Genomic DNA, 26,646 nt, shown 5'->3' with positions numbered 1-26,646 from the left:
AGTCCTAACCTCGTTGGTGACTTGCTTCTTGACCGACTTCCCTGAGCGCCAGCAATTTTTCGGCTGACGGGATTTCCCCGTCGATCAACGGAATTTTCGGGCGCATCGCCTCCTCCTCCTTCGAAATGACGGGAACTGAGGCAAGGAGAAGCCGGGTATAGTCGTGGGATGGATGTTCAAAGACGGACGATACCGCCCCCGTTTCGACGATCTGGCCGCGGTAGAGCACACCGACAGTGCCGGCGAAGTTGCGCATCAGGCTGAGATCGTGGGAAATGAAGAGATAGGTGAGATCCATACGCCGGGCGAGATCGGTCAAGAGGTCGATGACACGCGCCTGTACCGAGACGTCGAGCGCCGAGGTCGGTTCGTCGAGCACGAGCAGCTTCGGCTCGACGGCAAGTGCGCGAGCAATTGCCACCCGCTGTTTCTGGCCACCGGAAAGCTCGTGCGGATAACGCTCGGCGAAATTGGCCGGCAGCTGCACCATCTCCAGTAGCTCGGAAATGCGCTGGCGCCTGTTGCCGGAAAAGCCATGCGCATCGAGCGGCACGGCGACGGACTGGCCGACGGTGCGACGCGGATTGAGCGAGGAGCCCGGATTCTGGAAGACCATCTGCACATGCCGGGAATGGTGACGTCCCGTTTTCGCAAGGACTTCGCCATCGATCAGGATCTCGCCGGCATCCAGGTTTTCAAGCCCCATGATCATGCGGGCGATGGTTGACTTGCCGGAGCCGCTTTCGCCTGCGAGGCCGTAGACTCTCCCCCTCTCGATCGAAAAGGAAACGTCGTCGACCGCCCTCACCTCGCCGATCTGACGGCCGAAGGTATTGCGGACGGGAAAGGACTTCACAAGGTTGCGGATCTCAAGCATCGGCGTGCTCATGCGGTGACCTCCCCGCTGGAACGCATACCGCCTGTCAGCCTAGGCACGGCATCGATCAGGCTGCAGGTATAGGGATCGCGCGGATTGTCGAAGATACCGGCGGTCTCGCCATGTTCCACAATGGCGCCTCTGTTCATGACATAGACATAGTTCGAGGTCTCACGCACCACGCCGAGATTATGGGTGATCATCAGCAGCGCCAGGCCGCGCTCTTCGACAAGGTCCTTCAGCAGTTTCAGGATCTGCGCCTGGGTGGTAACGTCAAGCGCGGTGCCCGGCTCATCGGCGATCAAAAGCTGCGGTTCACTCAAGAGCGCCATGGCGATCAGCACGCGCTGGCGCATGCCGCCTGACAACATGATCGGGAAGGCCTGGGCAACGCGCTCGGGATCGCGCATGCGGACCTGTTCGAGCACCTGATGGACGCGCGCCATCCGTTCCTTGCGCGAGCGTGAGCGGCCGAGACGCTTGTCGGCATATTTCAGGATCGTACCCATCTGGTCGCCAACGGTGAAGACCGGATTAAGCGAACTCATCGGGTCCTGGAAAACCATGGACATGGCGGTGCCTCGCAGCCGCAGCCGGTCCTTCTCGGGCATAGTGAGCAGATCAGCGCCGTCATAGTAGATCTCGCCGGATGTGATGCGGGCGGGCGGCTGACGTAGGAGCCCCATGATCGCCTTCATCGTCACCGTCTTGCCGGAGCCGCTTTCGCCGACAAGGGCAACCTGCGACCGGGCTGGGACATCGAGGCTGACGCCGTGCAGCACCCGGCTCGTGCGACCATAGGTGGAGAACTCGACCGAAAGATTGCTGACACGCAGGAGCGGGAAACTCATCGGACCTCCTGAACGTCGAAGAGATCGCGCAAGCCATCACCCAGCAGATTGAAGCCGAGCGCGACGAAGAGGATGGCCGAACCGGGCAAAACCGATTCCCACCAGTAGTCAGGCAGGAAGGCCGCGCCTTGGGCAACCATCGTGCCAAGATCCGGCGTCGGCGGCTGGATACCGAGGCCGAGGAAGGAGAGCGAGGCACCGACGAGGATGACGAAGCCGCAATCGAGCGAAGTCTTCACAGCGATTGCCGAGACGCAATTCGGCAGAATCTCGCGGAAGAGGATATGGAACTTGCTCGCACCGAGCGTTTCCGCCGCCTCGATGAATTCCTGGGCGCAGATCTGCTTTGTGATCGAATAGATCAGCCGTGTGTGCCAGGTCCACCAGAGCGCTGATATGGCAAGCAGCGAATTAACGAGGTTCGGTGACAGCACCGCGGCGACGGCGAGCGCCATAACGAGCGGCGGAATGGCAAGCGCAATATCCGTCACACGCATGATTAGCACTTCGACCCAACCTCCGAAGTAGCCGGCGACAATACCGAGGATGGTACCGATCGGAACAGCCGTGCCGAGCACGACAAGCGCCAGAAGCAGGGAAATGCGCATTCCGAAGATCACGCGCGTGAAGATGTCGCGGCCGACATTATCGGTACCGAACCAGTAGTCGCCGGACGGCGGCAGATGGCGAGCACGGAAATTGACGGCGGCGCCCACATGGTCAGGATGCGGCGTGATCCATGGCGCGAGGATCGCGGCGAGTACGCAGATGATGACGATCGCGGCACCTACGACGGCGGTCGGATTGCGCGAGAAGCGATACCAGTTTTGATAGGCATTTGAGAGGCGTTCGGCCTCGATAACAGGAGCATCGGACATCAGCGCCTCCCTCGGATACGGATGCGCGGATCGACGATGCCGACCAGTACATCGATAATGAGATTGACGATGACGAAGAAGACGCCGGAGACGATCACCACGCCCATGACAGCGTTTAGATCCTTCTGCATGATGGTCCGCACGCCATAGGCTGCCATGCCGGGCCAGGCGAAGACGAGCTCGACGACAAAGGCATTACCGATCAGCGATGCAAACTCGAGGCCGGAAATGGTGAGCGGCGGAACAAAACTCGGCCGCAGCATATATTTGAAGATTCTCACACGCTCAGGAATCCCGAAGGCGCGGCTCGCCTCAATATAATCCTGACCGGAGACGTCGATCATCGAGGACCGTGTGATGCGAGCGATCTGACCCATTGTCGCCGCGGAGAGCGCAAGCGAGGGAAGAAGGAGATAGCGCAGACCTTCGCCGAAGACGTCCAGCCGCCCGTGCAGCAGGGAATCGAGCGTTACGAGACCGGTAATGTCGGCGCTAAAGGTTATGCCCGGCGGCAGACGCCCGGTTGTCGGCAGAACGTGCAGCACATAGCCGGCAAGGATCTGCAGCACGAGCGCGAGGAAGAAGCTGGGCGTCACCGCAGAAAAGATCGCGATCAGCCGGACCAGATTATCGGGCCATTTATCCTTCCAGCGCGCAGCGGCGACACCAAGGGGAACACCGAACAGGAAGGCGATGGTGATCGTGGCAAGCACCAGTTCGAAGGTCGCGGCAAAGGTTTCACCGATATCGTCGCTGACGGGACGCTTGGTCAGCAGCGACAGGCCGAGATCACCGCCGGCAAGGCCGGATACATAGATGCCATACTGCTCGATCAGCGGCCTGTCGAAACCGAGTGTCTGGCGAAGCTGCTCGACCTGCTCGTTGCTGGCACGAGGCCCGAGCGCCAGGCGCACGGGATCCCCCGGCATGCCGCGGGCGATCGTGAAGATAACCACCGACAATCCGAAAAGAACGAGCAGCGACCACAAAGCGCGCCTGATCAGGAAGAGGAGGAATTCCAATGTTCCAGCCCTGTTACAGTTCATGAAGGAGGATGTGGACGGCCCTTTCGGGCCGTCCTTTCCAGGCATTTCGTCATGAGGGTGACGCTGCCCGAAATCCAGTCAGCCGCTATTTGCAGGTCCAGCGATAGCGGGTGAACTTGTAGTCAAAGGACTGCATCGGTACGGCATGGAAGCCATCCAGGCACTTGTCCATGGCATGCTGCACTGTCTGTGTTTCCAAAAAGACATCCGGCTGCAGGTCGACGATCTTGTGCTGCAGTTCCTTGTAAATCTCCGCCTGCTTCGCCTTGTCAGGCGTTTCGCGGGCCTGATCGATCAGTTTGTCGATCGCCGGATCCTGCAGCCATTCGGCCGAAGCCCAGGTGCCAGCCGCTTTCGAATGGTACTGCGTGAAGAACATGGAATCCGGCGAGGGATATGTCGGGCCAAAGAAGATCTGGTTGACGTTGGGCGTCGTTTCGACCTTGCCGGCAATTTCCGTCACTCGGTTCCAGGGATCGGCCTGCTGGGTCACCTTGAAGCCAAGCTGTTCGAGATTAGACTGCATCAGCAGGCTGAGCTCTTCCTCAAACTTTGTGCCTGCGACATAACCGAGCGTGATCGGAATTTCACTGCCGGCATATTTCGACTGGGCGATCTCCGCCTTGGCGGCCTCAATATCATATTTCGGCGCAGGCAGGTCGCTGGCATAATAGTCGGCAAAACCGGATGGCAGCGGACCGTTCAACTGACCGCCCGGCACGATGACGCTGCGGATCGTGTCGTAATCGGTCGCATAGGCGAGCGCGCGGCGGATATGGATATCGTCGGTCGGCGGCACCTTGGTGTTGAGCTTCAGATAAAAGCCGATCGTCGTGTCTTCGCTGACAATGTTGAAGCGGCCCATCTCCTGCAATGCCTTGTAGGTATCGGGGGCCTGATACTGGCTGCTCATCGTCAGTTCACCGGAGGCTGCAAGCGAACGCACAGTCGCTTCATCATTGGTGATGATCCAGCGCACTTCGTCGATCGGGCCGTCGTTGAAGCCCTTGTAGTAATTGGGGTCGCGTTCGATCGTCATCGAGGCGCCACGGTCCCAGTTCTTCAAGGTGTAAGGGCCGGCGCCTGCAGTCTTCGTTGAAAGATAGGTCTGGCCGTCATCACTGCCGGCATTGGCCTTGACCACGTCGGCATTGACGATGAAGACGGCCGGAACCGTGCTGAGGAACGGCGCAAAGGCCTTCGCCAGGGTGAATTTGACCGTGTGCGGATCAACGGCAACGACCGAGCCCGGCTTCAGCACGTCCGCGAAGAGGTTGGCCGGCCCGAGATTGATCTTCAATAGTCGCTCGAAGGAATAGACGACGTCTGCGGCTTCAACCGGCGAACCATCGCTGAAATGCGCGTCGGTGCGCAGTTTAAAGGTCACTTCCTTGGCATCCGGGGAAACAGTCCAGCTTTCGGCGAGCTCGGGCTGCAGGTTGCCGCCGGAATCGACGGTAACCAGGCCGTCATAGAGGTTCACGGCAGCCATATAGTCGGTGTAATCGGAGATCTTGGCGGGATCGATCGTACCGAAGATCTGGACGGTATTCATGGTCACGGTCGTTTTGGCCGCGGCCTGACCCGCGAAGCCGGCGGCAAGCACGACTATCGCGGTAGAAGCAATCAGCTGTATTCTGCTCATGGTATCTCCCGGTTCAAAAGTTCCCTGCGACCATTTGGTCGCTTTTGTTGGACCGCCCTGTGCCCGGCGCTGAATGGCAGCGTAAGCACTGGCACACATCGGTCTGCTCGGGAGGTGCACCAGGCACTTCGGTTGCCGGTAGGCCGCATTCCCTTCGCCGACCCACCCTATTTTTCCGCCAGAGGAGGTCTGAGAAGAAGATTGCACATGCAAAGGAACCTGCTCAACAGATGGCGAGTCTAGGTTTTAGCTTAAATGGTCTAGGTTTTGTGTCTCTGACGAAAGCGAATCTCGCCACACGATTTACAATCAGCTGACAAGGCCGAGCGCCCTTGCGGCGCTGATTGCCTCCTGCCTGTTACGGCAGCCGAGCTTGCGATAGACATTGCCAAGATGGAATTTGACCGTCGCCTCGCTGAGACCGAGTGTGCTGGCGATGAACTTGTTGGCGGCACCTTCCGAAATCATTAGCAGGATCTTGCTCTCACGCCGCGACAGCTCGTTGCGCCCGCCCGCAGAACGGCTCGATAATCTTCCGCTGTCCCGCAGCTTGCGGATGATCTGCTTGATGGGCAACGATGTCGCCAGGAAACCGCCTATGCGTTGGTTGTCGATCAACTCCCCAAGGAAAACGCGCTCCTCCGAAAGAGGAGCAATGGCACCGAGCCGGGCACAATCCTCGAATATCTTCTGCAGGATGGCGCGGGCACGCGTCAGGTTGCGTTGGCGCTTGGCAATATAGGCAAGCCAAATCTGCGCACTCAGACGCTGACGGTCCGTCAGGTGCAGGTTGCCGATGATGCCTTCGATCAGGGCGTCGAGGCCGGGGCGTGCGGGCTGCTCGTAGGTTATCTGGCGCAGCCATGCGAGCGCGAGCGCTATTTCGTCGCGATCATGCAGGTGGACCAGCTCTCCATCGTTGTTTACCACCCAGTTCCGGTCGATGCGTGACCTGATCGGCGCAAGACATTGCGATGCCTCCTGCCAGCGATTTGCATTCTGCAGGATGGCCGCTTCGCGGATTTCGATCATCGCCTGGAACTGCCGGTTGGACACCTGGTAGACCCGCCAGCGGTCGAGAAAGCTGCGTGCTGCGATCGTCGAAAAATGATCTCCGAGCGCCTGGCTGCCGTAGTGCAACGCGAATTCCAGCAGGCTTGGCCAGATTTCGCTGTGGGAAAAATCATCGATCTCAAGGCTGAGAAATCGGGCGAGCGGTTCAGCCCGTCCGGTTTCGTATTCAACGCAGGCCTCCAGGAGCAATTGAAGGCGCCGGTCGTTTGGGCTTTCGAACGGAAGTTCGCGTAAACTTCCGGCAGCCTGGGCCGAATGCTTGCGAGCAGCAAGCGCGTCACCCATCAAAAGACGGATCAACGCCTGGTGGAGGCTGACATAGAAGCAGAGCATCGGCGCTTTGGCACGCTCGTAGTGGTGCATTGCACGCTGCGCCACTTCCTCTGCCTCCGCAAAACGTCGATTGCGGATGTAGAATTCGAGCACCGAATTGTAGAAACTGCCCCGAAAGAGATGGTCGTCGAGCGGGAACTCGGCAACGAGCGCGAAACAAGTTTCCAGAAGCTCTTCGGAGAAGAAGTAGTCTTCATAAATAAGCATCAGCAGCCGGAATGCCCTGAATTCCCGCGAAAACACGGCATTCTGGGCAAAGACCGCTTCCGGGTCGTTGGCGAGATCGCCGAAGCGGTCGGCAAGCAGTCGGCGCGCTCGCGACACATCCCCGAGCTTCAGGGCTTGCAGGGCAAGCGCAAGCACCAGCACTTCGCTTTGCAGCGCATAGCTTCGCGGAAAACCGGCAAGAACTCGATCATAAACATCCGGCCCATGAAAATAGAGCAGAAAGATGCCCTTCGCCTCGATAAAAACCCTGAGCGCGTTGTCGTAAAGGCCGATGCGCTGGAATATCTCAATCGCCCGCACCGGGTGACCACGGACTGCAAAAGCCTCCGCAATCGCTTTCGCATCTGCCAGCGTCTCTATCCGCTCCGCGAGCACGTTATTGAGCGCGTTGTCGATCTCTCCGGCAATCGCCGTCACATGCAAGCCACTCTTTCCAACGAGTGGAAGGAAATGGAATTGCCCGCGAAAATCACCCTTACCGGTATCCAGAACGATGCGCAGATCAACCAGGACTTCGGGTCGCGCAGCTTGAAGAAGCTCGCTTTCGAGAAATGCGCTCAAATGTTCCGAGCTCAGTACCGGGTTAAAAGCAATCAGGGGCCAGCCGCCTGAGGCATGCATGATATCAGCCGCGCCGTCAGCAAAAATCTCTACCGCTTCGTGCTGGTCTATAAGCAGAAAAGCTTGATCCACGACGTAGGCCTGGCCATAGGCGACAGCCCGCGGGAGACCCGGCAGCAGCGTATCGGGACGTTTTGCGATAAAAATCCGTGCTTGAGCTGAAAGGAAGGCTTCGGGTAACGCGGCAGGCTTGCCATGGGGTGGGATATCCCAGATGCAGACCTGATCAGGTCGGGCTGCCGGTGCCGTTTCCTCAGCGTGAATATCGGCGCCGAAATAAGCTGCCACCTCGTGCAAAGCCGAGGTCTTCCCCATGCCGGCGGGCGCATCGAGAACGACGATCGGCTCCCGGCGCGCCAGAAGAGCATCAAAGACGCGAGGTCTGTGAATCAAAGGCTGCATCAATTACCTGAGGCTAACGCGTTCCATAAACCCGCTCCGCCCATGTCATAGCAGCGAGCCACCGAATGAACTATCTCCGAGCTTAAGTTTTTTGTTGCCGCCGACTTTCTTAGGATTGTTAATTTTCATGCATATCGCCAACGTGAACCGGTGCTGCGCCTATTTTCTAGGCGTTAGTATGCACTTTTTCGGCACCTGCCAGTGCGCAACATACGTCAGCCCTGTAAAATCAAATAGATACACCACCTGGCATGGTGTTTGCTTCGATAAAGGCAGAGTTGGTGGCTAGGGTTCCGGCGTTCTTAGAGAGCGCGGCTGGTCCGAGAGCCACCACCGGCGGGGGAGAAATCCCGCCGGGTGCACGGCGGGACAAAAGCCCGGGAGACCTCGTAAGCCAAGGGATTGGCGGCACGATGGTCATTGCCGATCCCTTTTGAAGAAAAGCAAAAGGGGAATTTCAATGCAGACTTTTTCGAAAATCCTTTCCATGACCGCGCTCTCTGTGTCGCTGGCGCTCGGGTTCGGCTCCATCGCCGAGGCCGAGCAGAAGACCGAATTCAAGGTCGCATGGTCGATCTATGTCGGCTGGATGCCCTGGGGCTATGCAGCTGACCACGGCATCGTCAAGAGATGGGCCGACAAATACGGCATCAAGATCGATGTCACCCAGTTCAACGATTATGTGGAGTCGATGAACCAGTACACGGCCGGCGCCTTCGATGCCGTGACCCTGACAAATATGGACGGCCTGTCGATCCCCGCTGCCGGCGGCGTCGACACGACAGCGGTCATTGTCGGCGACTTCTCGAACGGAAATGACGCCGTCATCCTGAAGGACAAGGGGAGCCTTGCCGATATCAAGGGCCAGAACGTCAATCTCGTCGAATTCTCGGTATCGCACTATCTGCTGGCTCGTGCGCTCGAAAGCATCAAGCTGACAGAACGTGACGTGAAGGTGGTCAATACGTCTGACGCCGATATGGTCGCAGCCTACAAGACGCCCGATGTCAGTGCCGTCGTCACCTGGAACCCGCTGGTCTCGACCATCCTCGAAGATCCCACCGCCAAGAAGGTTTTCGATAGTTCGCAGGTTCCGGGCGAAATCATCGACCTGATGGTCGCCAATAGCGGCGTACTGAAAGACAATCCGAATTTCGGCAAGGCGCTTGCCGGCATCTGGTACGAGACGGCAGCCCTGCTGAGGGCCGACACCGCTGAAGGCAAGGCAGCCCGCGAGGCCATGGGTTCGGCATCCGGCACCGATCTTGCCGGCTTCGAAGCCCAGCTCGCCGCCACCAAGCTCTTCGACAAGCCGGCTGATGCAGTTGCGTTCACCGCCTCGCCGAGCCTGCCGAAGACCATGGACCTCGTCCGTGCCTTCCTCTTCGAAAAGGGTCTGCTCGGCAACGGCGCCCCGTCTGCCGATGTCATCGGCATTGAAATGCCCGACGGCAAGGTGCTGGGTGACACGGGCAACGTGAAGCTGCGTTTCACCGAAACCTACATGAAGGCCGCAGCCGACGGTTCGCTCTGATTGCAGCAGGCGGCGCGGCCCACACGCGCCGTCCCTTTCCTTCACCAGCGGAGCATTTCCCATGCGTTGGATCAACACGAGGCCGAGCCGGGGCGCACAGTTTGCCTTGATGACGTTGCCATTCGTGCTGCTCGTCGTCGCCTATGCGTTCGGTTCGGCCGCGCGACTGGCGGATAACGCCAATGACAAGCTTCTGCCAAGCCTTGCTGGCTTTGCCGATGCGATCAACCGCCTTGCTTTCGTTGCCGACCAGCGCACAGGCGAATATCTGCTCTGGTCGGATACGGGAGCAAGCCTGATCCGGCTGCTCTCCGGCCTCGGGATCTCCACCACAATTGCGCTCGTCGTCGGCATGCTGATCGGCATGCTGCCCTATCTGAGAGCGCTGCTTTCCCCTTTCGTTGCCGTCATCTCCATGGTGCCGCCGCTGGCACTCCTGCCGATCCTCTTCATCGTCATGGGGCTCGGCGAAACGTCGAAGATTGCCCTCATCGTGATCGGCGTCGCGCCGACGATGATCCGCGACCTGGCACTGAAGGCGTTGGAGCTGCCCCGCGAACAGATCGTCAAGGCCGAGACGCTCGGCGGCTCCTCCTGGCAGATCGGCCTGCGTGTCGTGCTGCCGCAGATCCTGCCGCGGCTGATCACCTGCCTCAGATTGCAGCTCGGCCCGGCATGGCTGTTTCTGATCGCGGCGGAGGCGATCTCCTCGGATTCCGGCCTCGGTTACCGCATCTTCCTCGTCCGCCGCTATCTCTCGATGGATATCATCTTTCCCTATGTGGTCTGGATCACCCTGCTTGCCGTTGTGATGAATTATCTGCTCGACCGCCTGCGCATCGCCGTCTTCCCCTGGTCGGAACTGGAGAGGCAGGCATGAGCGAACTCAGGATCGAACGGGTCTGGAAGGAATATGGCGACCAGATCGTGCTCGAGGACATCTCGCTGACAGTCGATGCACGCGCCTTCGTCGCGCTGGTCGGCCCCTCCGGCTGCGGCAAGTCCACATTTCTGCGCATGCTGCTTGGTCAGGAACGGCCGACGAAGGGCAAGATCCTGCTCGACGGTGAGCCGCTGCCACTGGAACCGGGGCCAGATCGTGGAGTCGTCTTCCAGCGTTATTCCGTCTTCCCGCACCTGACCGTGCTCGGCAATGTGCTGCTCGGCAAGGAATTGACCGTCGCACGCTACAGAGCGAGGCTCTTCGGTGCAGCCCGCCGCAACGCATTGGAAGACGCACGCCGGCTGATTGCCGAGGTCGGTCTCGCCGGCTCCGAAGGCAAATATCCGGCCCAGCTTTCCGGCGGCATGCAGCAGCGCCTGGCGCTGGCCCAGGCGCTGATCATGAAGCCGAAGGTGCTGCTGCTCGACGAGCCTTTCGGCGCGCTCGATCCCGGTATTCGCGCCGAGATCCACATGTTGATGAAACGGCTCTGGCACGAGACGCAGATGACCGTCGTCATGGTCACGCACGACATGCGCGAAGCCTTCACGCTTGCGAGCCGAGTCGTCGCCTTCGAACGCCGCCGCGACCGGCCGGAGGAGAAGGAGCGTTACGGCGCCACCATCACCAAGGACATTTCCATCTGGCCACCGCGCCTTGCCGGCCAGTCATCGATTTTCAGCCCCGACCGGGACGGCCCGGTCGCTTCCCTGGGGCACGGCCGGGACGACCTGGCACCGTCAGGAGAGATGCTATGATGCATATGAGACGCTCACCCGAAGAGATCGCCGCCAACCGCGCGCGCTATGAGGAGCATCAGAAGAAGGGGCTGGAATTTGCCCCCAAGGCCCTGCCCGGCCCAAGCCCGCTGCCGGCGCCGGCCATCGATGCCGCCGCCATCGTTCATCAGGAGACCATTCCGGGCGGTTGGTACTGGTCGACGAAGCTTCTATGCGGTGAAGCAATCCGCATCGATCAGGCAGAGGGCAATTCCACGGTAGCGATCGTCGCCTGGAACGCGGCCGATACCAGCGAGCGCATTAATCTGGTCGATACCGCCAAGGTCCAGTGGACGACGGCGCTCGGCAAGGGGCGTGTGATCTTCTCCGACATGGGTCGCGTCATGTTCTCGATGATCGAGGACAGTTCCGGCGCCCATGACTGCCTGATGGGTGGCTCGACGGCCGTCTCGAATGCAGACAAATATCCCGGCGAGAAGACGCGCAATACTCGTGACAACCTCGTCCTCGTCGCCGGCAAGCTCGGCCTCGACCGCCGCGACATACCCGGCATCCTCAATCTCTTCGCGCCCGTTCGTCTTACCGAGGACGGTGGCTTCGGCTGGCAGAAGAAGCTCTCCAACAGCGGTGACTATGTGGAGCTGCGTGCAGAAATGGACATGCTGGTCGGCTTTTCCAATTGCCCGCATCCGCTTGATCCCGAACCGGCCTATCAGCCGAAGCCGGTCGTCGTCACGCGCTACAAGGCCGCGGTTCCGGCCACGGATGATCTTTGCCGGACGGCAACCGCTGAAGCCGTGCGCGGCTTCGAAAACAACGCCTTGATGCAGGCCTGAGGAGAAGACGATGTCAGATTTCATCCAGACCTCCCCAGCCCGCGCCATAGAAAATGCCGCGCAGGATCACTTCATTCCAGCAGAAGCCCCATGGTCCGGCATCGTGCGCAAGGGCCAGACGATCCGCATCGAGGACAGTTACGGCCAACAGGCTATCGACACGCTCTTCTATCGTGCCGGTGATTTTTCCGAGCGCTATTCCAACCAGGATACGATGCGCATGCAAGGTGCCGCCTATGTCGGCATCGGCACGAAGATCATGTCGAACGAAGGCAATGTCATGCTCACCATGACGGCAGACAGCTGCGGCCGTCATGACACGTCGGCCGGCGCCTGCTCCTGCGAGAGCAATACGGTGCGCTTCGGCCATGGCACGAAATACCTGCACGCCTGCCGCGACAACTTCGTCCTCGAAGTTTCGAAACACGGCATGGGCAAGCGCGACATCGTCCCGAACATCAATTTCTTCATGAACGTGCCGATCAAGCCGAATGGCGAGATGACGATCGTCGACGGCATCTCCGCGCCGGGCGATTATGTCGAACTCGTCGCCGAGATGGACGTGCTCTGCGTCATCTCCAACTGCCCGCAAATCAACAACCCGTGCAACGGCTTCGATCCGACGCCGATCCGCGTGCTGATCTGGGATGGCGAGGACTGAGGATGTTCAAGAAAGTCCTGATCGCAAACCGGGGCGAAATCGCCATCCGGGTCATCAAGACCCTGAGGCGCATGGGAATTGCTTCCGTCGCCGTCTATTCCGATGCCGACCGTTTCGCAAAGCCTGCCGTGATGGCCGATGAAGCTGTTCGCCTCGGCCCGGCGCCGGCCAGCGAAAGCTATCTCAACGTCGATGCCGTGATTGCCGCCTGCAAGGCGACCGGTGCCGAGGCGGTGCATCCCGGCTATGGCTTCCTGTCGGAAAATATCGGCTTTGCCGAGCGTCTGGCCGCTGAAGGCATCGCCTTCATCGGCCCGCGACCCGAGCATCTCTCAGCCTTCGGACTCAAGCACACGGCCCGCGAACTCGCCAAGGCGAGCAGCGTGCCGCTCCTGCCCGGTACCGGCTTGCTATCGAGCACCGACGAAGCACTCTCTGCTGCAGAAGCGATCGGCTATCCTGTCATGCTGAAAAGCACGGCAGGCGGCGGCGGCATCGGCATGCAGCTCTGTGGTGATCCGGAAAGCCTCAAGGCCTCGTTCGAAAGCGTGCAGCGAACCGCGCGGGCGAGCTTCGGTGATGCGCGTGTCTATATCGAACGTTTTGTAGCCGAAGCCCGCCATGTTGAAGTGCAGATCTTCGGCGACGGGAAAGGCACGGTCATCGCGCTCGGCGAGCGCGACTGCTCGCTGCAGCGGCGGAATCAAAAGGTGGTCGAGGAGACCCCTGCCCCCGGTCTTTCCGCAGCAATCCGCGCTCGCCTGCACAAGGCAGCCGTCGATCTCGGTTCGTCGGTCTCCTACGAATCCGCCGGCACCGTCGAATTCATTTACGACCCCGTGCGTGAGGAGTTCTTTTTCCTTGAGGTCAACACTCGCCTGCAGGTCGAGCATCCGGTAACGGAAGCCGTCTTCGGCATAGATCTCGTTGAATGGATGATCCGCCAAGCGGCGGGCGAAGACGTACTCTCCGGCACAGAGACCCTGCAGCCGAAGGGTGCAGCGATCGAGGTGCGCGTCTATGCGGAGATGCCGCATGCAGATTTCCGCCCAAGCGCCGGGCTGCTGACGGAGGTGTCATTCCCTGATGATGCACGTATCGACGGTTGGGTCGAGACGGGCACGGAGGTGACGCCTTTCTACGATCCAATGCTCGCCAAGATCATCGTCTCTGCTCAGGATCGCCCGGCAGCGATCGAGAAGCTGAAGGCCGCGCTTTCGAGCACATCGATATCGGGCATCGAGACCAACCTGGATTACCTTCGCGCCATCGCCGGTTCGGATCTACTCGCCAGCGGCAAGGTGGCAACAACGGCGCTGCGTGACTTTTCCTTCGTACCCGAGGTCATCGAGGTGCTTACGCCGGGCGCGCAGTCGAGTATCCAGGAACTGCCGGGTCGCCTCGGCCTGTGGCATGTCGGCGTGCCGCCGAGCGGTCCGATGGACGAGCGCTCGTTCCGCCATGCCAACCGCCTCGTCGGCAACGGTGATATGGTTGCGGCGCTGGAACTGACGGTTTCCGGTCCGGTGCTGAAATTCCATACCGATACGGTGGTGGCGCTCGCCGGTGCCAGGATGGCAATAAGCGTTGATGGAGCGAAATTGCCGCATGGCGAAGCCGTGATTATCCGCGCCGGCCAGATCCTCTCAATCGGCAGCATCGATGGGCCGGGGCAGCGGGCCTATCTGGCTGTGGCAGGCGGTTTTGCCGCTCCCGCCGTGCTCGGTTCACGCGCCACCTTCGGCCTCGGCCAGTTCGGGGGCAACGCTACAGGTACGCTGAAGACTGGCCATGTACTGCATCTTGCCAGAGAGGTTGCTGTCGGGCCGCCGAAACCGGCGACGGAGCCGGCAGAATTGACCCGTGAATGGGATGTCGGCGTTGTATATGGCCCGCATGGTGCCCCCGATTTCTTTGAGGACGGCGATATCGAGACGCTGTTTTCGACGAGCTACGAGGTGCATTTCAACAGCGCCCGCACCGGCGTGCGCCTGATCGGCCCGGCGCCGAAATGGGCACGTAGCGACGGTGGCGAGGCAGGCCTTCATCCCTCAAATCTGCATGACAACGCCTATGCCATCGGCGCGATCGATTTTACCGGCGACATGCCGATCATCCTGGGTCCGGACGGACCGAGCCTCGGTGGATTCGTCTGCCCTGCGGTGATCGCCCGCGACGAGCAGTGGAAGATGGGGCAGTTCAAACCGGGCGACCGCATCCGCTTCCATCCCGTTTCACGTTCTGAGGATCCGATTGCCGGCCCGGCGGTGCATCGGGCCAAGGAGGAGGCGGGCACACCGATCGTCGGCCACCGTGACGATGGACCCGTCTCCGTCGTCTACCGCCGGCAGGGTGACGACAACCTGCTGGTCGAGTATGGGCCGATGACGCTCGATATCGCTCTGCGGCTCAGGGTTCATCTCCTGATGCAGGCCGTATCGAAAGCGCGTCTGCCAGGGATTATCGATCTCACGCCAGGCATCCGCTCGCTGCAGATTCACTATGACGGTACGAATTTGACCCGCAAGCGCCTGCTTGGCTTGCTCGCCGAGATCGAGGCGGGCCTGCCGGCAGCCCAGGACGTCAAAGTGCCGAGCCGCATCGTGCATCTGCCGCTATCCTGGAACGATCCGGACGCGGAACTTGCCATGCGCAAGTATCAGGAGCTCGTGCGGCCGAACGCGCCATGGTGCCCGTCCAATATCGAGTTCATCCGCCGCATCAATGGTCTTGCGGATGAACAGGCGGTGCGCGATGTCGTCTTCGATGCCAGCTACCTGGTGCTCGGCCTCGGCGACGTCTATCTCGGCGCGCCGGTCGCCACTCCGATCGATCCGCGCCATCGGCTCGTAACGACCAAATATAATCCGGCCCGCACATGGACACCGGAAAATGCCGTCGGTATCGGCGGCGCCTATATGTGCATCTATGGCATGGAAGGCCCTGGCGGTTACCAGCTCTTCGGCCGCACCATCCAGATGTGGAATACGTGGCGGCAGACGCCGGTCTTTGCCAAGGACAAGCCGTGGCTGCTCGATTTCTTCGATCAGATCCGCTTCTTCCCGGTCAGCCACCAGGAGCTGGCGGAAGCCCGCAGCGCCTTCCCGCATGGCGGCTACCCCGTCACGATCGAGGAAACGGAATTCTCCTATGCGGCCTATGAAAGGGAGCTGCAGGCGAATACCGCCTCGATCGGCCGCTTCAAGGCAAGACAGCAGGCGGCCTTCGATGCCGAGCGCCAACGCTGGAAGGAGGCGGGCCTCGACAGCTTCGTCACCGACGAAGGCGTGGTCGAAAGCCTGGACGGGGATATTCCCGAGGGATGCTTCGGCGTGGCCAGCGCCGTACCCGGCAATATCTGGAAACTGCTGGTCGAGCCGGGCGTACCGGTCGCGGCCGGCGACACGCTTGCCATCATCGAATCCATGAAAATGGAAATCAACGTCACCGCACATGCGCCGGGCCGAGTCCGCGACCTGCGCGCCGGGCCCGGACGAAACGTCAAAGCGGGCGATATCATTGTTGTTCTGGAGGAATGCTGACCTATGCTGCCGACCATTCTTGATCTGACAAGCCTTCGCGCAGCCTATGAGGCGGGCACAACCCCGCTCGATGTCATCGAGACCGTGATTGCCCGTCGTGCCGCCTCGAAGGATCCGGCAATCTTCATCACGCCGACGCCTGATGACACGTTGCGGGCCGAGGCTCGCGCCCTGATGGAGCGAGCGCCAACGCCAAACAGCCTGCCGCTCTGGGGCATGCCCTTCGCGGTGAAGGACAACATCGACGTGGCGGGGCTGCCGACCACCGCTGCCTGCCCGGCTTTCGCCTATCATCCCGAGAAGGACGCAACTGTCGTTGCACGACTGCGGGCGGCAGGTGCGATCGTGATCGGCAAGACCAATCTCGATCAGTTCGCGACCGGCCTCAATGGTACGCGCTCACCCCATGGAGCGCCACGATCGGTCTTTGACTCCGACTATATCTCCGGCGGTTCGAGCTCCGGTTCGGCGGTGACGGTGGCATCTGGCCTCGCCACCTTCGCACTCGGCACGGATACGGCAGGTTCAGGTCGTGTGCCGGCCGCTTTCAACAATCTCGTCGGCATCAAGCCGACTCCGGGCCTGCTGTCGAATACCGGCGCGGTGCCGGCCTGCAAGAGCGTCGATTGCATCACCATCTTTGCCGCTGTTGTCGGCGACGGCGTCGCAATCCGCAAGATTGCCGAGGGCTTCGATGCCGCCGACGCGTTCTCCAGGCGTGCCAAGCCGGCTTCGCTTCCGGCCGCCGCCCCGCGCGTCGGCGTTCTCGACGGCGCAGAGCGCGAATTCTTCGGCGATGCCAATGTCGAGGCGCTCTACGATCAGGCAATCGACCGGGCCAGAGCGCTCGGCGCGACGATCGTTCCCTTCGATTACGCGCCATTCCGTGAGGCGGCTTCTCTCCTCTATGATGGCCCTTGGGTTGCCGAGCGCCTGGCTGCCGTCGAAGATTTCCTGGCGAGCAATGCCGCCGATTTCGATCCCACGGTCCGCAAGATCATCGAAGGCGCGAAAGGCAAAACCGCTGTCGATGCCTTCAATGGCCGTTACAAGCTCGAAGAGTTGCGGCGCAAGACGGAGGACGAATGGGCAAAGGCCGATCTGCTGCTGCTGCCGACAGCACCGACGACCTATAAGGTCGCCGACATGCAGGCCGACCCGATCGTGCTCAACGGTCGGCTTGGCCGCTACACGAACTTTGTCAATCTGCTCGATTGCGCTGCAATCGCCGTTCCGGCCGGCTTCGGCGACAACGGCCTGCCGGGCGGCGTGACACTGGTTGCGCCAGCCTTCACCGACGATGCGCTGGCTCCCCTTGCCGATGCGCTGCATCGCGCAGCCGCAGCCGGCATGGGTGTCGACCGCACTGCGGCGATGCCTGAGCAGAGCCGTGTCGCCTCGCTGACAGACGATACCATCGCCATCGCCGTAGTCGGCGCGCATCTGACGGGTATGCCGCTCAATCATGAGCTGACAACATTGGGTGGCACATTGGTAAGGGCCTGCCGCACCGCAGGCGATTATCGTCTCTTCGTGCTTCCGAATACTATGCCGCAAAAGCCCGGCCTCGTCCGCGAGCCGGGGTATGACGGGCATGGACTGGAGATCGAGGTCTGGGCGTTGCCGCCGGAGGGCTTCGGCCGTTTCGTTGCAAATATCCCTGCCCCGCTTGGTATCGGCAAGGTGACGCTGGAGGACGGTTCGGGCGTATCGTGTTTTCTCTGTGAATCCCACGCTGTCGCCGGAGCCGAGGAGATCACGGCTCTCGGCGGCTGGCGGAACTATATGCGCAGCAAATCGGCCGCTTGAATCGGAGGGGTACGGCAGTGAAATTCATAGTTCGACTGCTCATCAATGGCCTGGCGGCGCGTGCGGGCGCGCTACGAGGTCGACCTGTCATCTTTGTCCGCAGACCGCTCCATGGCCGAGACGGGGCGAAATGATGGCCACCGTGCGAGCAGCGGCGGTACAAGCTTTTCTATGGCTCCGAGCGAGAGCCGCAGCGACGGCCGAGCTTCAATCCGGCCAGGCGTAAATCACCGCAGGACGAGCGACTCCTTTGAGTGGAAAAATGCCGGCTTTCTCGAAACGGCCCGGCGCCTGCAAAACGAAATCGGCGGATGCCAGCAGACTGTGGCCGATTTCGTCGGCGACTTTCTCCATGCGCGCCGCCTCATTGACCGCTCTACCAATGGCGGTGAAGTCAAGGCGGCGGGCCGCGCCGACATTCCCATAAAAGACTTCGCCGACGTGAAGCACGATATCGACAAGCAGCTCCGGCTCCCCCGCTTCCACCCGCCTGCGATTGACGTCGGCATTGGCATCCATTGCAGCACGCGCCGCCGATAGAGCGCGGCCGCATGCCTCAGCCGGGTTGTCGATATCGGCAGGGAAGATGGCAAGCAGACTGTCGCCCATGAATTTCAGGATCTCGCCGCCCTCCTGCTCGACCGGAGCGCCGATCGCCTCGAAGTGTTCGTTGAGCCAGGCAACGATATGTTCGGGCGCATGTTTTTCATTGAGCGAAGTGAAACTCTTGAGATCAGCGAGAAGGATCGCTGCGTAAACCGCCGTACCGTCGCCACGACGGATATGACCGCTCAGGATACGATTGCTGGTCCTGGTGCCCGTATAAACGGCCAGCACATCCGCCGCGACACGCGTGGTGGCGATGCGGCAACAGGCAAGCGACAGCGCCGGCACCAACCTCTCCAGATCGGCTATAAGCCTGTCCGAAAAGCCCCCGGGGACATCAACGGCGATCGAGAAGCTGACGCCCGCCAGCGCAGTATCGCCGGGGAATGCAACGAGCTTCGTCAGATAATCGGTCGCTCCGAGCTCCGCCAGCTCAGTCAGGAGAGGAATCGGCGGAGCATCCGGTCCCGGCGGCAATCGCCAGCGGGCAAATTGCAGGTTATTCTCCAAGAGATAGGAGATGGGAGAGCGCCGGAACAATTCCTGACCCGCCTCATCATACCCTTGAACCTCGGTCGAGAAGCCGGAAGAGCGATACCAGGCAACCGAAAATCCCCGTTGCAGGGGGTCGATCGACGGCATCGCGATCGAGGCACGGAGGATCGGATATCCGAGATCCGTCAGCCGTTCCGCAACACCTTGCAAAATGGTCTCGATCGTATCCGTCGATAGTCCTTCGGCGATGATCCAATCGATCAGGTCCTGCAAGCGAGGCATGGTCACATCCTTTGGTCCCCGAATTTGTGGAGGTTTGTCCTTCTACTCCAATTTCGTCGTTGGTCCATTGGCCGTGTCATTCCCAGGCAAGGATGGCGCCGTTGCAAAAAATTCGACACTCACGTCGATTGAGGTAAGATGCATGGAACAAAATTGCCGCAGCCGCGTCATACTTCTCTTGGACACCCAAGAGCCTGTTATCGCCCTAACAAGAAGCACAACCCACTTCGAGGAAGGAAAGGAATCTGTCTATGACCGTACGGACTGTTGATGTTGTGCCGCATGACGATCACGTGGTTACGGCCAAAGAGGCCCTGGAGGGACTTTATCTCAGGCTCGAAATGGAGGCAGAGGTTCGGCTCGTCGCCGCGGCGTTGCGTGCCGGCTGGACGGCAGACGAAGCGCTTGACGCAATCGACCAGCTCCGTGCCGACGATACGAAGCATTGAGGCTTGCTGCGCAGAACATCGCTGGCCGCGGCCGCGAAAATCGGCAGCCGCGGCTTATCGGCGTGCCTAGACGGCCACCAGATGCCCCGGTGATATCTCACGGTATTCAAGCGGCTTGATCTTGTAATCGACAGGCCGGATTGGGCTCTTGATCTCGTCATTGACGACAATCCGCTTTTCGCGGCGGCGATCGGGATCGGGAACCGGGACGGCCGACATCAGCTTCTTGGTGTAGTCATGCTGCGGGTTGCCGAAGACGGCCGCCCGTGGGCCGATTTCGACGATTTCGCCGAGATACATGACGGCAACGCGATGGCTGACGCGCTCGACGACCGCCATATCGTGCGAAATGAACAGGAAGGCGAGGTTCAGGCTCTGCTGCAGATCGAGCATCAGGTTGATGACCTGCGCCTTGATCGACACGTCGAGTGCGGAAACGCTTTCATCTGCCACGATGACTTTCGGTTCCAATGCAAGCGCACGTGCAATGCAGATACGCTGACGCTGGCCGCCGGAGAATTCATGCGGGAAGCGCGAGGCCATGTCGGGCGTCAGGCCGACCTTGGTAAGGAGGTCCGCGACGCGCTCCTTCGCCTGCTTGCCGGTCCCCATCCTGTGCTCCAGATAGGGCTCGGCAATGGCATCGCCGACGCGGATGCGCGGATTGAGGCTGGCGAAGGGATCCTGGAAGATCATTTGCACGGTCTTACGCATCTCGCGCATACCCGCCTTGTCGAGCGCCAGCACATCCTTGCCATCGGCAATGACGGAACCGCTCTGCGCCTCGATCAACCGCATGATCGCACGCCCGGTTGTCGATTTGCCGCAGCCGGACTCACCGACGAGCGACAGCGTCTCGCCAGCATGGAGATCAAAGGACACGTTCTCGACCGCATGGACACGACCGGTCAACTTGCCGAAGAGGCCGGAATGAATGTCGAAGCGCTTGGTGAGGTTCTTGACCTCCAACACGGGACGGGATGCCGCGGCAACCGTGTCGGCCGTCTCGACCGGACTGTTCGATTCCCCGGTCGCCGTATTGACCACGGGAAAGCGCAACGGCCGCTCGTAACCCTGCATGGAACCGAGAACCGGCACGGCCGACAGCAGGGCGCGGGTGTAGGGATGCTTGCCGCGATGGAAGATATCCGCCGTTGCTCCCGTCTCTACCTGCTCGCCGCGATACATGACGACGGTGCGGTCGGCGATCTCGGCCACGACGCCCATGTCATGGGTGATGAACAGGACCGACGTGCCCTCTTCCTCCTGCAGCATCTTGATCAGATCGAGGATCTGGCCCTGGATCGTTACGTCGAGCGCCGTCGTCGGCTCGTCCGCTATCAAAAGCTTCGGCCGTGAGGCGAGCGCCATGGCAATCATAACGCGCTGGCGCATGCCGCCGGAGAAGCGATGAGGATATTCATCAAAGCGGGAGGCGGCCGAGGGGATCCGCACCTTTTCGAGCAGGCGGATCGTCTCGGCCCGGGCTTCGGTCTTCGACATCGACCTGTGGCAGAGCAAGGCCTCGGAAATCTGGTCGCCGATCGTGAAGAGCGGATTGAGGCTCGTCATCGGCTCCTGAAAGATCATCGCGACGTCGTTGCCACGGACCTTGCGCATCTGATCTTCGGCCAAGCCGAGAAGATCACGGCCGCCGAGCATGATCTTGCCTTCGATGCGGCTCGAATCCGCCTGCAACAGACGCATGATCGACAGCGAGGTTACACTCTTGCCGGAGCCGCTTTCACCGACGATGGCGACCGTCTCGCCCGGTGCTACGTCGAAGGAGACATTGCGAACGACAGGCTTCCAGGCGCCATCGACGAGAAACGATGTCGTCAGATTCCGGACGGAGAGAACCTGCTCCGCCGTTGTGATGGATTGTGCCTGGATGCCTGTCATCATCGCTTCCTCAACTTTCTCGGGACTTCCAAGTCAATCCGGCCACTTCAGCACACCGTCGAAGCGGCGCTTGCTGCGGTTTTCAAACGGCGTTGCGATGATCTCGTTAGAGGCGCGCGCCTTGTCGAGTTCTTCTGTCAGACGGCTTGCGACGATCTTCTCTTGACCCGGATGCAGGTTGCAGGGATCGAGATAGAAGTAGCGGTGCTCGACTTCATGGTCGCGCACGATGATCGGCGGAGAACCGCGGCCGAGCGCATCGGCGAGATCCCAGGCGGTAATGTGCGCTTCATCGGTGTCGATGATCACGCGCATGCGATCGAGTGGGTTGTTGGTCGGGTCCGGCTCGATCAAAGCGGTCACGCCTGGGCGCCCGTCCAGCGTCTGTTTCCACAGATTGAGATAGTTCGTCTCACGCTCGCGAATGCCGGCATGGTCGCGCTTTTCCCAGGCCTCCAGCGCCGCCATGACGCCGAAGATGCTTTCCTTGCCAACTTTCATGCCGCGGCCGATGCCCATGTTTTGCAGGAAGGCATTGCGCACCAGTTCCTTCTTACCGGCGACGATGCCCGAGGTCGGACCGCCCAGGAACTTGTGGCCGGAATAGAGCACCACATCGGCGCCCTGCTCCAGGAAGATCTTCAGATCATATTCCGAGGCAGCATCGACGATGACGGGGACGCCCTTGGCATGGGCGATCTCCACAAATTCCTTGAGGTTCAGAAGGCCGTAATCGACGACATGGTGCGATACGACATAGACGGCCGCGGCCGTCTTTTCGGTAATCGCATGCTCCATGTGGAAGCGGTGCGTAGAGGTCGCCTGACCGACCAGCACCACCTTGCCGCCAGCAAGGCGGATCGCCTGATCGACCGGCGCACCGTAGCTGACGACGTGGCCCATCTGGACGAGAACCTCGTTCTTTTCCGAGACGATATCCGGCAGCTTTTCGATGGCGAGGAGATTGTTTCCGGTGATCGCGCCGGCCACAGCAAGCGAAATCCCAGCGGAACAGGATGCAGTCACAAAGCCGGCTTCGCCGCCCGTCAGCCGCGCGATGACGGCGCTCGCCTTGCGCTGCAGATCGTTGATCTCGACAAACTGCGGCAGGATCGACGACATGGCAGCAACGGCTTCGGGAACGACGATCGATGCGCCGAGGCTCGTCATGGTGCCGGAAACGTTGATGACCGGGCGAAGACCGATCGATGTGCGGATGTCCTCAGACATGGGTGTCTCCAATTTCAATCTGTTGGGCCGAAACGATCACCGCATCCTCATTAATCCCTGAGCGCGACAATGGCTTCGATCTCGACGGTGATGTTTCCTGGTAGTGAACCGAAGCCGACGGCCGAGCGGGCATGAGGTCCGACCTCTTCGCCGAACACGTCGATCAAGAGATCCGAGCAGCCGTTGATGACGGCGGGATGATCGAGGAAATCCGGCACGGCATTGACCATGCCGAGCAGCTTGACGACACGCTTGACGCGGGAAAGATCGCCGAGCGCCTCATGCATGACGGAAAGTAGATTGATGCCGGTCATCCGGGCGTGGCGGTAGGCGGCCTCGACGTCGACCTCGGCGCCAACCTTGCCGACATGCATGAATCCATCAGCCTCGCGCGGCCCCTGCCCCGACAGGTAGAGCATGTTACCCTCCTGCACATGGGTGACGAAATTGGCAATCGGCGGCGGCGAGGCCGGAAGCGTAATGCCAAGCGCAGCAAGCCGCTCATAGGGCGACATGCTGATGGTGCCGGCGGTAGCGGGAGACTGGTTCACGCAAACTCCTGTCATGCGATTTCTTTTATGCTCTGCTTATCGGTAAGAATAACCGTGGCTGTGGCGCACCAGCTTGCGGGCGCGTGGCACATAACGGCTGGAGGTGAAGGCCTCGTTGCCGATCACCGCATGACGCGGCTCGAAGAGCTTCTTCAGCACCGAGACGTCGCCATTGGAATCGGTCGCCTCCAGATCGGAATCGACGAGATCGAAGACCGTGAACTCAGCCTGTGCGCCGACGGATAGACGGTCGTCCATCGACAGCTTGATGACCGAGGCCGGTGCATGGGTGACGGCATCGATCACCTTGTCGAAGGGCATGCCGACCGAGAGCAGCTTCGACATGGTCGTTGCCAGATCCCAGACCGGGAAGTTCATCGAATGGCCATGCAGGTCGGTGGAAATCGAGAAGGGCAGCAGGCCGCGGGCGATTGCCGCTTCCGCCACCTTGAAGGAAAAGGAGGCGCCGCCATGGCCGATGTCGAGACGGATGCCTTCGGATGCACAGCGTTCGGCGAGATTGAAGAGATCTTCGTCCTCCATGATGCTCGAACCCGCCTTGCCGTTGAAGCAATGGGTGACGACATCGCCGGGACCGAGGATTTCCAGCACCTCGTCATAAAGTGCCGGCGGTTCGCCGACATGCACCATCATCGGCACTTTGAGGATCTTGGCGATCTTCTTGCCGAGCTTGACGGGGGTGACGCCCCAGGAGCCGGTGATCACGTGGCTGGCGCGCACCTTGATGCCGACGATATGCTCGCTGTTTTCTGCATAACATTCGAGGATGCGGTCGAGGTCGATATCCCTGATGTCACGCAGTTCGGCGACACGGTTGCAGGCCACCAGGCCGATGGAACCGAGATTGAGGAAAGCTTTGATGCGCTCCTTCGACGGCTCGATGATATATTCACGGAAGCCGTGGAAGTTGGCTTCACCGGCAGAGCCGGCATCGACCAGCGTCGTCACGCCCCGTTGAAGACCACATTCTGACGGGCGGATCGAGATATCGGTGCCGCCATGCCAGATATGCACATGCAGGTCGATCCAGCCGGGCGAGACGAAGGCGCCATTGCCGTCTATTCGGGCTACGTCGTCAGCAACCGAAAGCTGCGGACCGAGCCTGGCGATCTTGCCATCGGCACCCACAAGGATATCAATCGCCCCATCAGGCGTGCCAGCACCGAAGCCGACAGGCTTCACATTGGTGAGGAGGAGCGGCTTGCCCGCCGTTTCACCGGTCATTCAAAGGTCCTTTCGAAGTTTGGGATCGAGCATGTCACGCAGACCGTCACCGACCATCTGCAGCGAAAGCACGGAAAGAATGATAGCGACACCTGGAAACAGCGTCATCCAGTCGGCCTGGCCGATATATTGGCGACCGGCGGCAATCATAGTGCCCCAGGTCGGGATTTCCGGGCTGACGCCGAGGCCGAGGAAAGACAGGCCGGCCTCGGCGAGCATCGCGCTCGCAAAGAGGAACGTCGCCTGCACCAGGATCGGCGAGAGCAGGTTCCTCAGCACATGACGCGTCATGATATGGAAGGTCGAAATGCCAAGCGCTTGAGCCGCCTCGACATAGGGCAGTTCACGGATCACGAGAGTCGAGGCCCGAACGATGCGGGCAAGACGTGGCGCATAGACGATCGACAGCGCAATGATGACTGTCGTCAGCGACGGGCCAAGAGCCGCGACAAGTGCGATCGCCAGCAGAATGTCGGGGAAAGCCATCATTGCGTCGATCAGCCGGGCAATCGGCGTATCGAGGTTCTTGAAAAAGCCGGCAAGCAGGCCGAGCGTGATACCGATCACAGCCGACAGTGCCACGACCGCAGCTCCGACCAGCAGTGACAGGCGACCGGCAAAGATGGTGCGCGACAGCACGTCCCGGCCAAACTCATCCGTACCGAAGAAGTAGGTTCCGCTCGGCGGCTTCAGCCGGTTGACGATCGAAAGCTTCGACGGCGAATAGGGAGCAACCCATGGCGCGAGGACCGCCAGCAGCACGAAAATCACAAGGACGAGGACGCCGATAGCGACGGTCTTGCGCTTCAGGAAGCGGCTCAGGAATTTGCGGCCTTCGCTTTCGGCCGGTTTGATCGCGATATCCGTCATCAGTAGCGCACCCTCGGATCAACGAGCAGATAGAGCATGTCGATCGCAAAATTGATCAGCACGTAGAGCGCTGCAATCACCAGAAGCGCCCCTTGAATGACCGGGTAGTCGCGGCGCAGAACGGCTGATACGACGAGATTGCCGACGCCCGGCAGACCGAAGACAGTCTCGGTAACGACTGCACCTGAGATCAGCACGGCAGCAGTCAGACCGAGAACCGTGAGGATCGGTATCAGTGCATTTTTCAGGGCATGTTTGAGGATTACCCGGCGCTCGATCAGGCCCTTGGCCCGAGCGGTCCGGATATAATCGTCGCCGAGAACATCGAGCATCGAGGCGCGCGTAAAGCGCAGGATGAGCGCTGAGGAGACGATGCCGAGCGCGAAGGCAGGCAGCGTCAGGTGGTACATGCGCTCGAGAAAGGTCGAACCCGGTCCGCCATATCCTGACACCGGGAAAAGGCCAAAGCGCACGGCAAAGACCTGCATGAGAATGAGACCGAGCCAGAAACTCGGAATGCTTGCTGCAAACATCGCAAGCGTCGTTGCCGCCTGGTCGACGAAGGAGCCACGACGGTAGGCGGCATAGATGCCGATCGGCAGCGCGATGAGGCTGGCGATGACCAGCGAGAAAATCGTCAGGAAGAAAGTCGGTTCGGCGCGATCGAGCAATGCCGAGGTCACCGGCATGTTCAGGAAGATCGACTGTCCGAGATCACCCTTCAGCAACTGGCTGATATAATAGAGATATTGCACGCCGATGGACCGGTCGAGACCAAGGCTGGCGCGCAGATCGGCAATATCCTGCGGCGTCGCATCTGGGCCGAGCATGACGGCTGCCGGATCGCCGGGTGTGACGCGCACGATGACGAAGACGATCGTGACGACGAGGAACATCACGACGATCATGCCAAGCAGGCGCTGGAGAATGTAACGTATCATGAAGTCTATCCCGGTACCGGGGCGGGCACAATGGAAGAAGGATACCGATGCGGGC

Annotated in this window: 21 protein-coding genes and 1 riboswitch; of the genes, 8 read left to right on the top strand and 13 right to left on the bottom strand. The window is 60.5% G+C overall.

The features are described 5' to 3' along the window. Window positions 1-4 precede the first annotated feature (4 nt). The 6 genes from ACK9YZ_RS26605 to ACK9YZ_RS26580 all read right to left on the bottom strand — a co-directional run bounded on the left by ACK9YZ_RS26605 (window position 5) and on the right by ACK9YZ_RS26580 (window position 7,955). The gene (locus ACK9YZ_RS26605; RefSeq protein WP_416068246.1) at window positions 5-889 is read right to left on the bottom strand and encodes an ATP-binding cassette domain-containing protein; all 885 of its coding nucleotides are present in this window, start codon (window positions 887-889) and stop codon (window positions 5-7) included. Continuing rightward, window positions 886-1,728, bottom strand: coding sequence for an ABC transporter ATP-binding protein (locus ACK9YZ_RS26600; protein WP_416068245.1), 843 nt, complete (start codon window positions 1,726-1,728; stop codon window positions 886-888). Before ACK9YZ_RS26600 ends, ACK9YZ_RS26605 begins: the two co-directional genes overlap by 4 nt. Beyond that, window positions 1,725-2,606, bottom strand: a complete 882-nt coding sequence (locus tag ACK9YZ_RS26595; RefSeq protein WP_416068244.1) for an ABC transporter permease — start codon at window positions 2,604-2,606, stop codon at window positions 1,725-1,727. The genes ACK9YZ_RS26600 and ACK9YZ_RS26595 overlap by 4 nt, the downstream gene beginning before the upstream one ends. Continuing rightward, the gene (locus ACK9YZ_RS26590; protein ID WP_416068243.1) at window positions 2,606-3,628 is read right to left on the bottom strand and encodes an ABC transporter permease; all 1,023 of its coding nucleotides are present in this window, start codon (window positions 3,626-3,628) and stop codon (window positions 2,606-2,608) included. Before ACK9YZ_RS26590 ends, ACK9YZ_RS26595 begins: the two co-directional genes overlap by 1 nt. Window positions 3,629-3,737: 109 nt before the next feature. Next, complete coding sequence (locus ACK9YZ_RS26585) at window positions 3,738-5,297, bottom strand: ABC transporter substrate-binding protein (RefSeq protein ID WP_416068242.1); 1,560 nt, start codon at window positions 5,295-5,297, stop codon at window positions 3,738-3,740. A 309-nt stretch (window positions 5,298-5,606) separates the two neighbouring features. Then, entirely contained in the window at window positions 5,607-7,955 is a 2,349-nt protein-coding gene (locus tag ACK9YZ_RS26580) for a response regulator transcription factor (protein WP_416068241.1), read from the bottom strand. Window positions 7,956-8,229: 274 nt separating this feature from the next. Beyond that, window positions 8,230-8,341, top strand: a riboswitch (guanidine-I (ykkC/yxkD leader). Window positions 8,342-8,415: 74 nt separating this feature from the next. Here ACK9YZ_RS26580 and ACK9YZ_RS26575 point away from each other — a divergent pair. The 7 genes from ACK9YZ_RS26575 (at window position 8,416) to atzF (ending at window position 18,020) form a co-directional block, all read left to right on the top strand. Further along, window positions 8,416-9,489 (top strand): putative urea ABC transporter substrate-binding protein, encoded by a 1,074-nt coding sequence (locus tag ACK9YZ_RS26575; protein ID WP_416068240.1) that lies wholly within the window; start codon window positions 8,416-8,418, stop codon window positions 9,487-9,489. A gap of 61 nt (window positions 9,490-9,550) precedes the next feature. After that, on the top strand, window positions 9,551-10,369 hold the full coding sequence (locus tag ACK9YZ_RS26570) for an ABC transporter permease (RefSeq protein WP_416068239.1): 819 nt from the start codon (window positions 9,551-9,553) through the stop codon (window positions 10,367-10,369). Beyond that, window positions 10,366-11,190 (top strand): ABC transporter ATP-binding protein, encoded by an 825-nt coding sequence (locus tag ACK9YZ_RS26565; protein ID WP_416068238.1) that lies wholly within the window; start codon window positions 10,366-10,368, stop codon window positions 11,188-11,190. The genes ACK9YZ_RS26570 and ACK9YZ_RS26565 overlap by 4 nt, the downstream gene beginning before the upstream one ends. Further along, entirely contained in the window at window positions 11,187-12,008 is an 822-nt protein-coding gene (locus ACK9YZ_RS26560) for an urea amidolyase associated protein UAAP1 (protein ID WP_416068237.1), read from the top strand. Before ACK9YZ_RS26565 ends, ACK9YZ_RS26560 begins: the two co-directional genes overlap by 4 nt. A 10-nt stretch (window positions 12,009-12,018) precedes the next feature. After that, on the top strand, window positions 12,019-12,669 hold the full coding sequence (locus ACK9YZ_RS26555; protein ID WP_216760729.1) for an urea amidolyase associated protein UAAP2: 651 nt from the start codon (window positions 12,019-12,021) through the stop codon (window positions 12,667-12,669). Between the two features lie 2 nt (window positions 12,670-12,671). Then, window positions 12,672-16,211, top strand: a complete 3,540-nt coding sequence (gene uca, locus ACK9YZ_RS26550) for an urea carboxylase (protein ID WP_416068236.1) — start codon at window positions 12,672-12,674, stop codon at window positions 16,209-16,211. A 3-nt stretch (window positions 16,212-16,214) separates the two neighbouring features. Continuing rightward, window positions 16,215-18,020, top strand: coding sequence for an allophanate hydrolase (gene atzF, locus ACK9YZ_RS26545; protein WP_416068235.1), 1,806 nt, complete (start codon window positions 16,215-16,217; stop codon window positions 18,018-18,020). 207 nt (window positions 18,021-18,227) lie between these two features. Here the strand turns inward: atzF and ACK9YZ_RS26540 are convergent, their stop codons facing one another. Beyond that, on the bottom strand, window positions 18,228-19,403 hold the full coding sequence (locus tag ACK9YZ_RS26540) for an adenylate/guanylate cyclase domain-containing protein (protein ID WP_416068234.1): 1,176 nt from the start codon (window positions 19,401-19,403) through the stop codon (window positions 18,228-18,230). 251 nt (window positions 19,404-19,654) lie between these two features. On the opposite strand from ACK9YZ_RS26540, the gene ACK9YZ_RS26535 reads away from it, so the two are divergent. Beyond that, window positions 19,655-19,852, top strand: coding sequence for a hypothetical protein (locus ACK9YZ_RS26535; protein ID WP_183799326.1), 198 nt, complete (start codon window positions 19,655-19,657; stop codon window positions 19,850-19,852). A gap of 66 nt (window positions 19,853-19,918) precedes the next feature. Here the strand turns inward: ACK9YZ_RS26535 and ACK9YZ_RS26530 are convergent, their stop codons facing one another. The 6 genes from ACK9YZ_RS26530 to ACK9YZ_RS26505 are packed head-to-tail and all read right to left on the bottom strand — an operon-like array spanning window position 19,919 to window position 26,591. After that, window positions 19,919-21,754, bottom strand: coding sequence for a dipeptide ABC transporter ATP-binding protein (locus ACK9YZ_RS26530; RefSeq protein ID WP_416068436.1), 1,836 nt, complete (start codon window positions 21,752-21,754; stop codon window positions 19,919-19,921). A 33-nt stretch (window positions 21,755-21,787) separates the two neighbouring features. Beyond that, window positions 21,788-22,984: an aminotransferase class V-fold PLP-dependent enzyme gene (locus tag ACK9YZ_RS26525; RefSeq protein WP_416068233.1), complete on the bottom strand. Its 1,197-nt coding sequence runs from the start codon at window positions 22,982-22,984 to the stop codon at window positions 21,788-21,790. 50 nt (window positions 22,985-23,034) lie between these two features. After that, on the bottom strand, window positions 23,035-23,550 hold the full coding sequence (locus ACK9YZ_RS26520; RefSeq protein WP_416068232.1) for a RidA family protein: 516 nt from the start codon (window positions 23,548-23,550) through the stop codon (window positions 23,035-23,037). A gap of 21 nt (window positions 23,551-23,571) precedes the next feature. Continuing rightward, the gene (locus tag ACK9YZ_RS26515; protein ID WP_216760736.1) at window positions 23,572-24,780 is read right to left on the bottom strand and encodes an amidohydrolase/deacetylase family metallohydrolase; all 1,209 of its coding nucleotides are present in this window, start codon (window positions 24,778-24,780) and stop codon (window positions 23,572-23,574) included. After that, complete coding sequence (locus ACK9YZ_RS26510; RefSeq protein ID WP_216760737.1) at window positions 24,781-25,650, bottom strand: ABC transporter permease; 870 nt, start codon at window positions 25,648-25,650, stop codon at window positions 24,781-24,783. Next, complete coding sequence (locus ACK9YZ_RS26505; protein WP_416068231.1) at window positions 25,650-26,591, bottom strand: ABC transporter permease; 942 nt, start codon at window positions 26,589-26,591, stop codon at window positions 25,650-25,652. Before ACK9YZ_RS26505 ends, ACK9YZ_RS26510 begins: the two co-directional genes overlap by 1 nt. Window positions 26,592-26,646: the final 55 nt, after the last annotated feature.

Source organism: Rhizobium sp. ZK1 (assembly GCF_047782645.1).
Taxonomy (GTDB): domain Bacteria; phylum Pseudomonadota; class Alphaproteobacteria; order Rhizobiales; family Rhizobiaceae; genus Rhizobium.
Note: the sequence above shows the minus strand (reverse complement) of the source record. Positions and strands in the feature narration are given on the sequence as shown.

What these genes read in the sequence shown, in the direction of transcription:
- ACK9YZ_RS26525 (WP_416068233.1), bottom strand. Translation starts at nt 22,984, where the DNA reads ATGTCTGAGGACATCCGCACATCGATCGGTCTTCGCCCGGTCATCAAC.
- ACK9YZ_RS26520 (WP_416068232.1), bottom strand. Translation starts at nt 23,550, where the DNA reads ATGACAGGAGTTTGCGTGAACCAGTCTCCCGCTACCGCCGGCACCATC.
- ACK9YZ_RS26510 (WP_216760737.1), bottom strand. Translation starts at nt 25,650, where the DNA reads ATGACGGATATCGCGATCAAACCGGCCGAAAGCGAAGGCCGCAAATTC.
- atzF (WP_416068235.1), top strand. Translation starts at nt 16,215, where the DNA reads ATGCTGCCGACCATTCTTGATCTGACAAGCCTTCGCGCAGCCTATGAG.
- uca (WP_416068236.1), top strand. Translation starts at nt 12,672, where the DNA reads ATGTTCAAGAAAGTCCTGATCGCAAACCGGGGCGAAATCGCCATCCGG.
- ACK9YZ_RS26600 (WP_416068245.1), bottom strand. Translation starts at nt 1,728, where the DNA reads ATGAGTTTCCCGCTCCTGCGTGTCAGCAATCTTTCGGTCGAGTTCTCC.
- ACK9YZ_RS26580 (WP_416068241.1), bottom strand. Translation starts at nt 7,955, where the DNA reads ATGCAGCCTTTGATTCACAGACCTCGCGTCTTTGATGCTCTTCTGGCG.
- ACK9YZ_RS26605 (WP_416068246.1), bottom strand. Translation starts at nt 889, where the DNA reads ATGAGCACGCCGATGCTTGAGATCCGCAACCTTGTGAAGTCCTTTCCC.
- ACK9YZ_RS26585 (WP_416068242.1), bottom strand. Translation starts at nt 5,297, where the DNA reads ATGAGCAGAATACAGCTGATTGCTTCTACCGCGATAGTCGTGCTTGCC.
- ACK9YZ_RS26560 (WP_416068237.1), top strand. Translation starts at nt 11,187, where the DNA reads ATGATGCATATGAGACGCTCACCCGAAGAGATCGCCGCCAACCGCGCG.
- ACK9YZ_RS26530 (WP_416068436.1), bottom strand. Translation starts at nt 21,754, where the DNA reads ATGACAGGCATCCAGGCACAATCCATCACAACGGCGGAGCAGGTTCTC.
- ACK9YZ_RS26595 (WP_416068244.1), bottom strand. Translation starts at nt 2,606, where the DNA reads ATGTCCGATGCTCCTGTTATCGAGGCCGAACGCCTCTCAAATGCCTAT.
- ACK9YZ_RS26555 (WP_216760729.1), top strand. Translation starts at nt 12,019, where the DNA reads ATGTCAGATTTCATCCAGACCTCCCCAGCCCGCGCCATAGAAAATGCC.
- ACK9YZ_RS26515 (WP_216760736.1), bottom strand. Translation starts at nt 24,780, where the DNA reads ATGACCGGTGAAACGGCGGGCAAGCCGCTCCTCCTCACCAATGTGAAG.
- ACK9YZ_RS26505 (WP_416068231.1), bottom strand. Translation starts at nt 26,591, where the DNA reads ATGATACGTTACATTCTCCAGCGCCTGCTTGGCATGATCGTCGTGATG.
- ACK9YZ_RS26570 (WP_416068239.1), top strand. Translation starts at nt 9,551, where the DNA reads ATGCGTTGGATCAACACGAGGCCGAGCCGGGGCGCACAGTTTGCCTTG.
- ACK9YZ_RS26565 (WP_416068238.1), top strand. Translation starts at nt 10,366, where the DNA reads ATGAGCGAACTCAGGATCGAACGGGTCTGGAAGGAATATGGCGACCAG.
- ACK9YZ_RS26535 (WP_183799326.1), top strand. Translation starts at nt 19,655, where the DNA reads ATGACCGTACGGACTGTTGATGTTGTGCCGCATGACGATCACGTGGTT.
- ACK9YZ_RS26575 (WP_416068240.1), top strand. Translation starts at nt 8,416, where the DNA reads ATGCAGACTTTTTCGAAAATCCTTTCCATGACCGCGCTCTCTGTGTCG.
- ACK9YZ_RS26540 (WP_416068234.1), bottom strand. Translation starts at nt 19,403, where the DNA reads ATGCCTCGCTTGCAGGACCTGATCGATTGGATCATCGCCGAAGGACTA.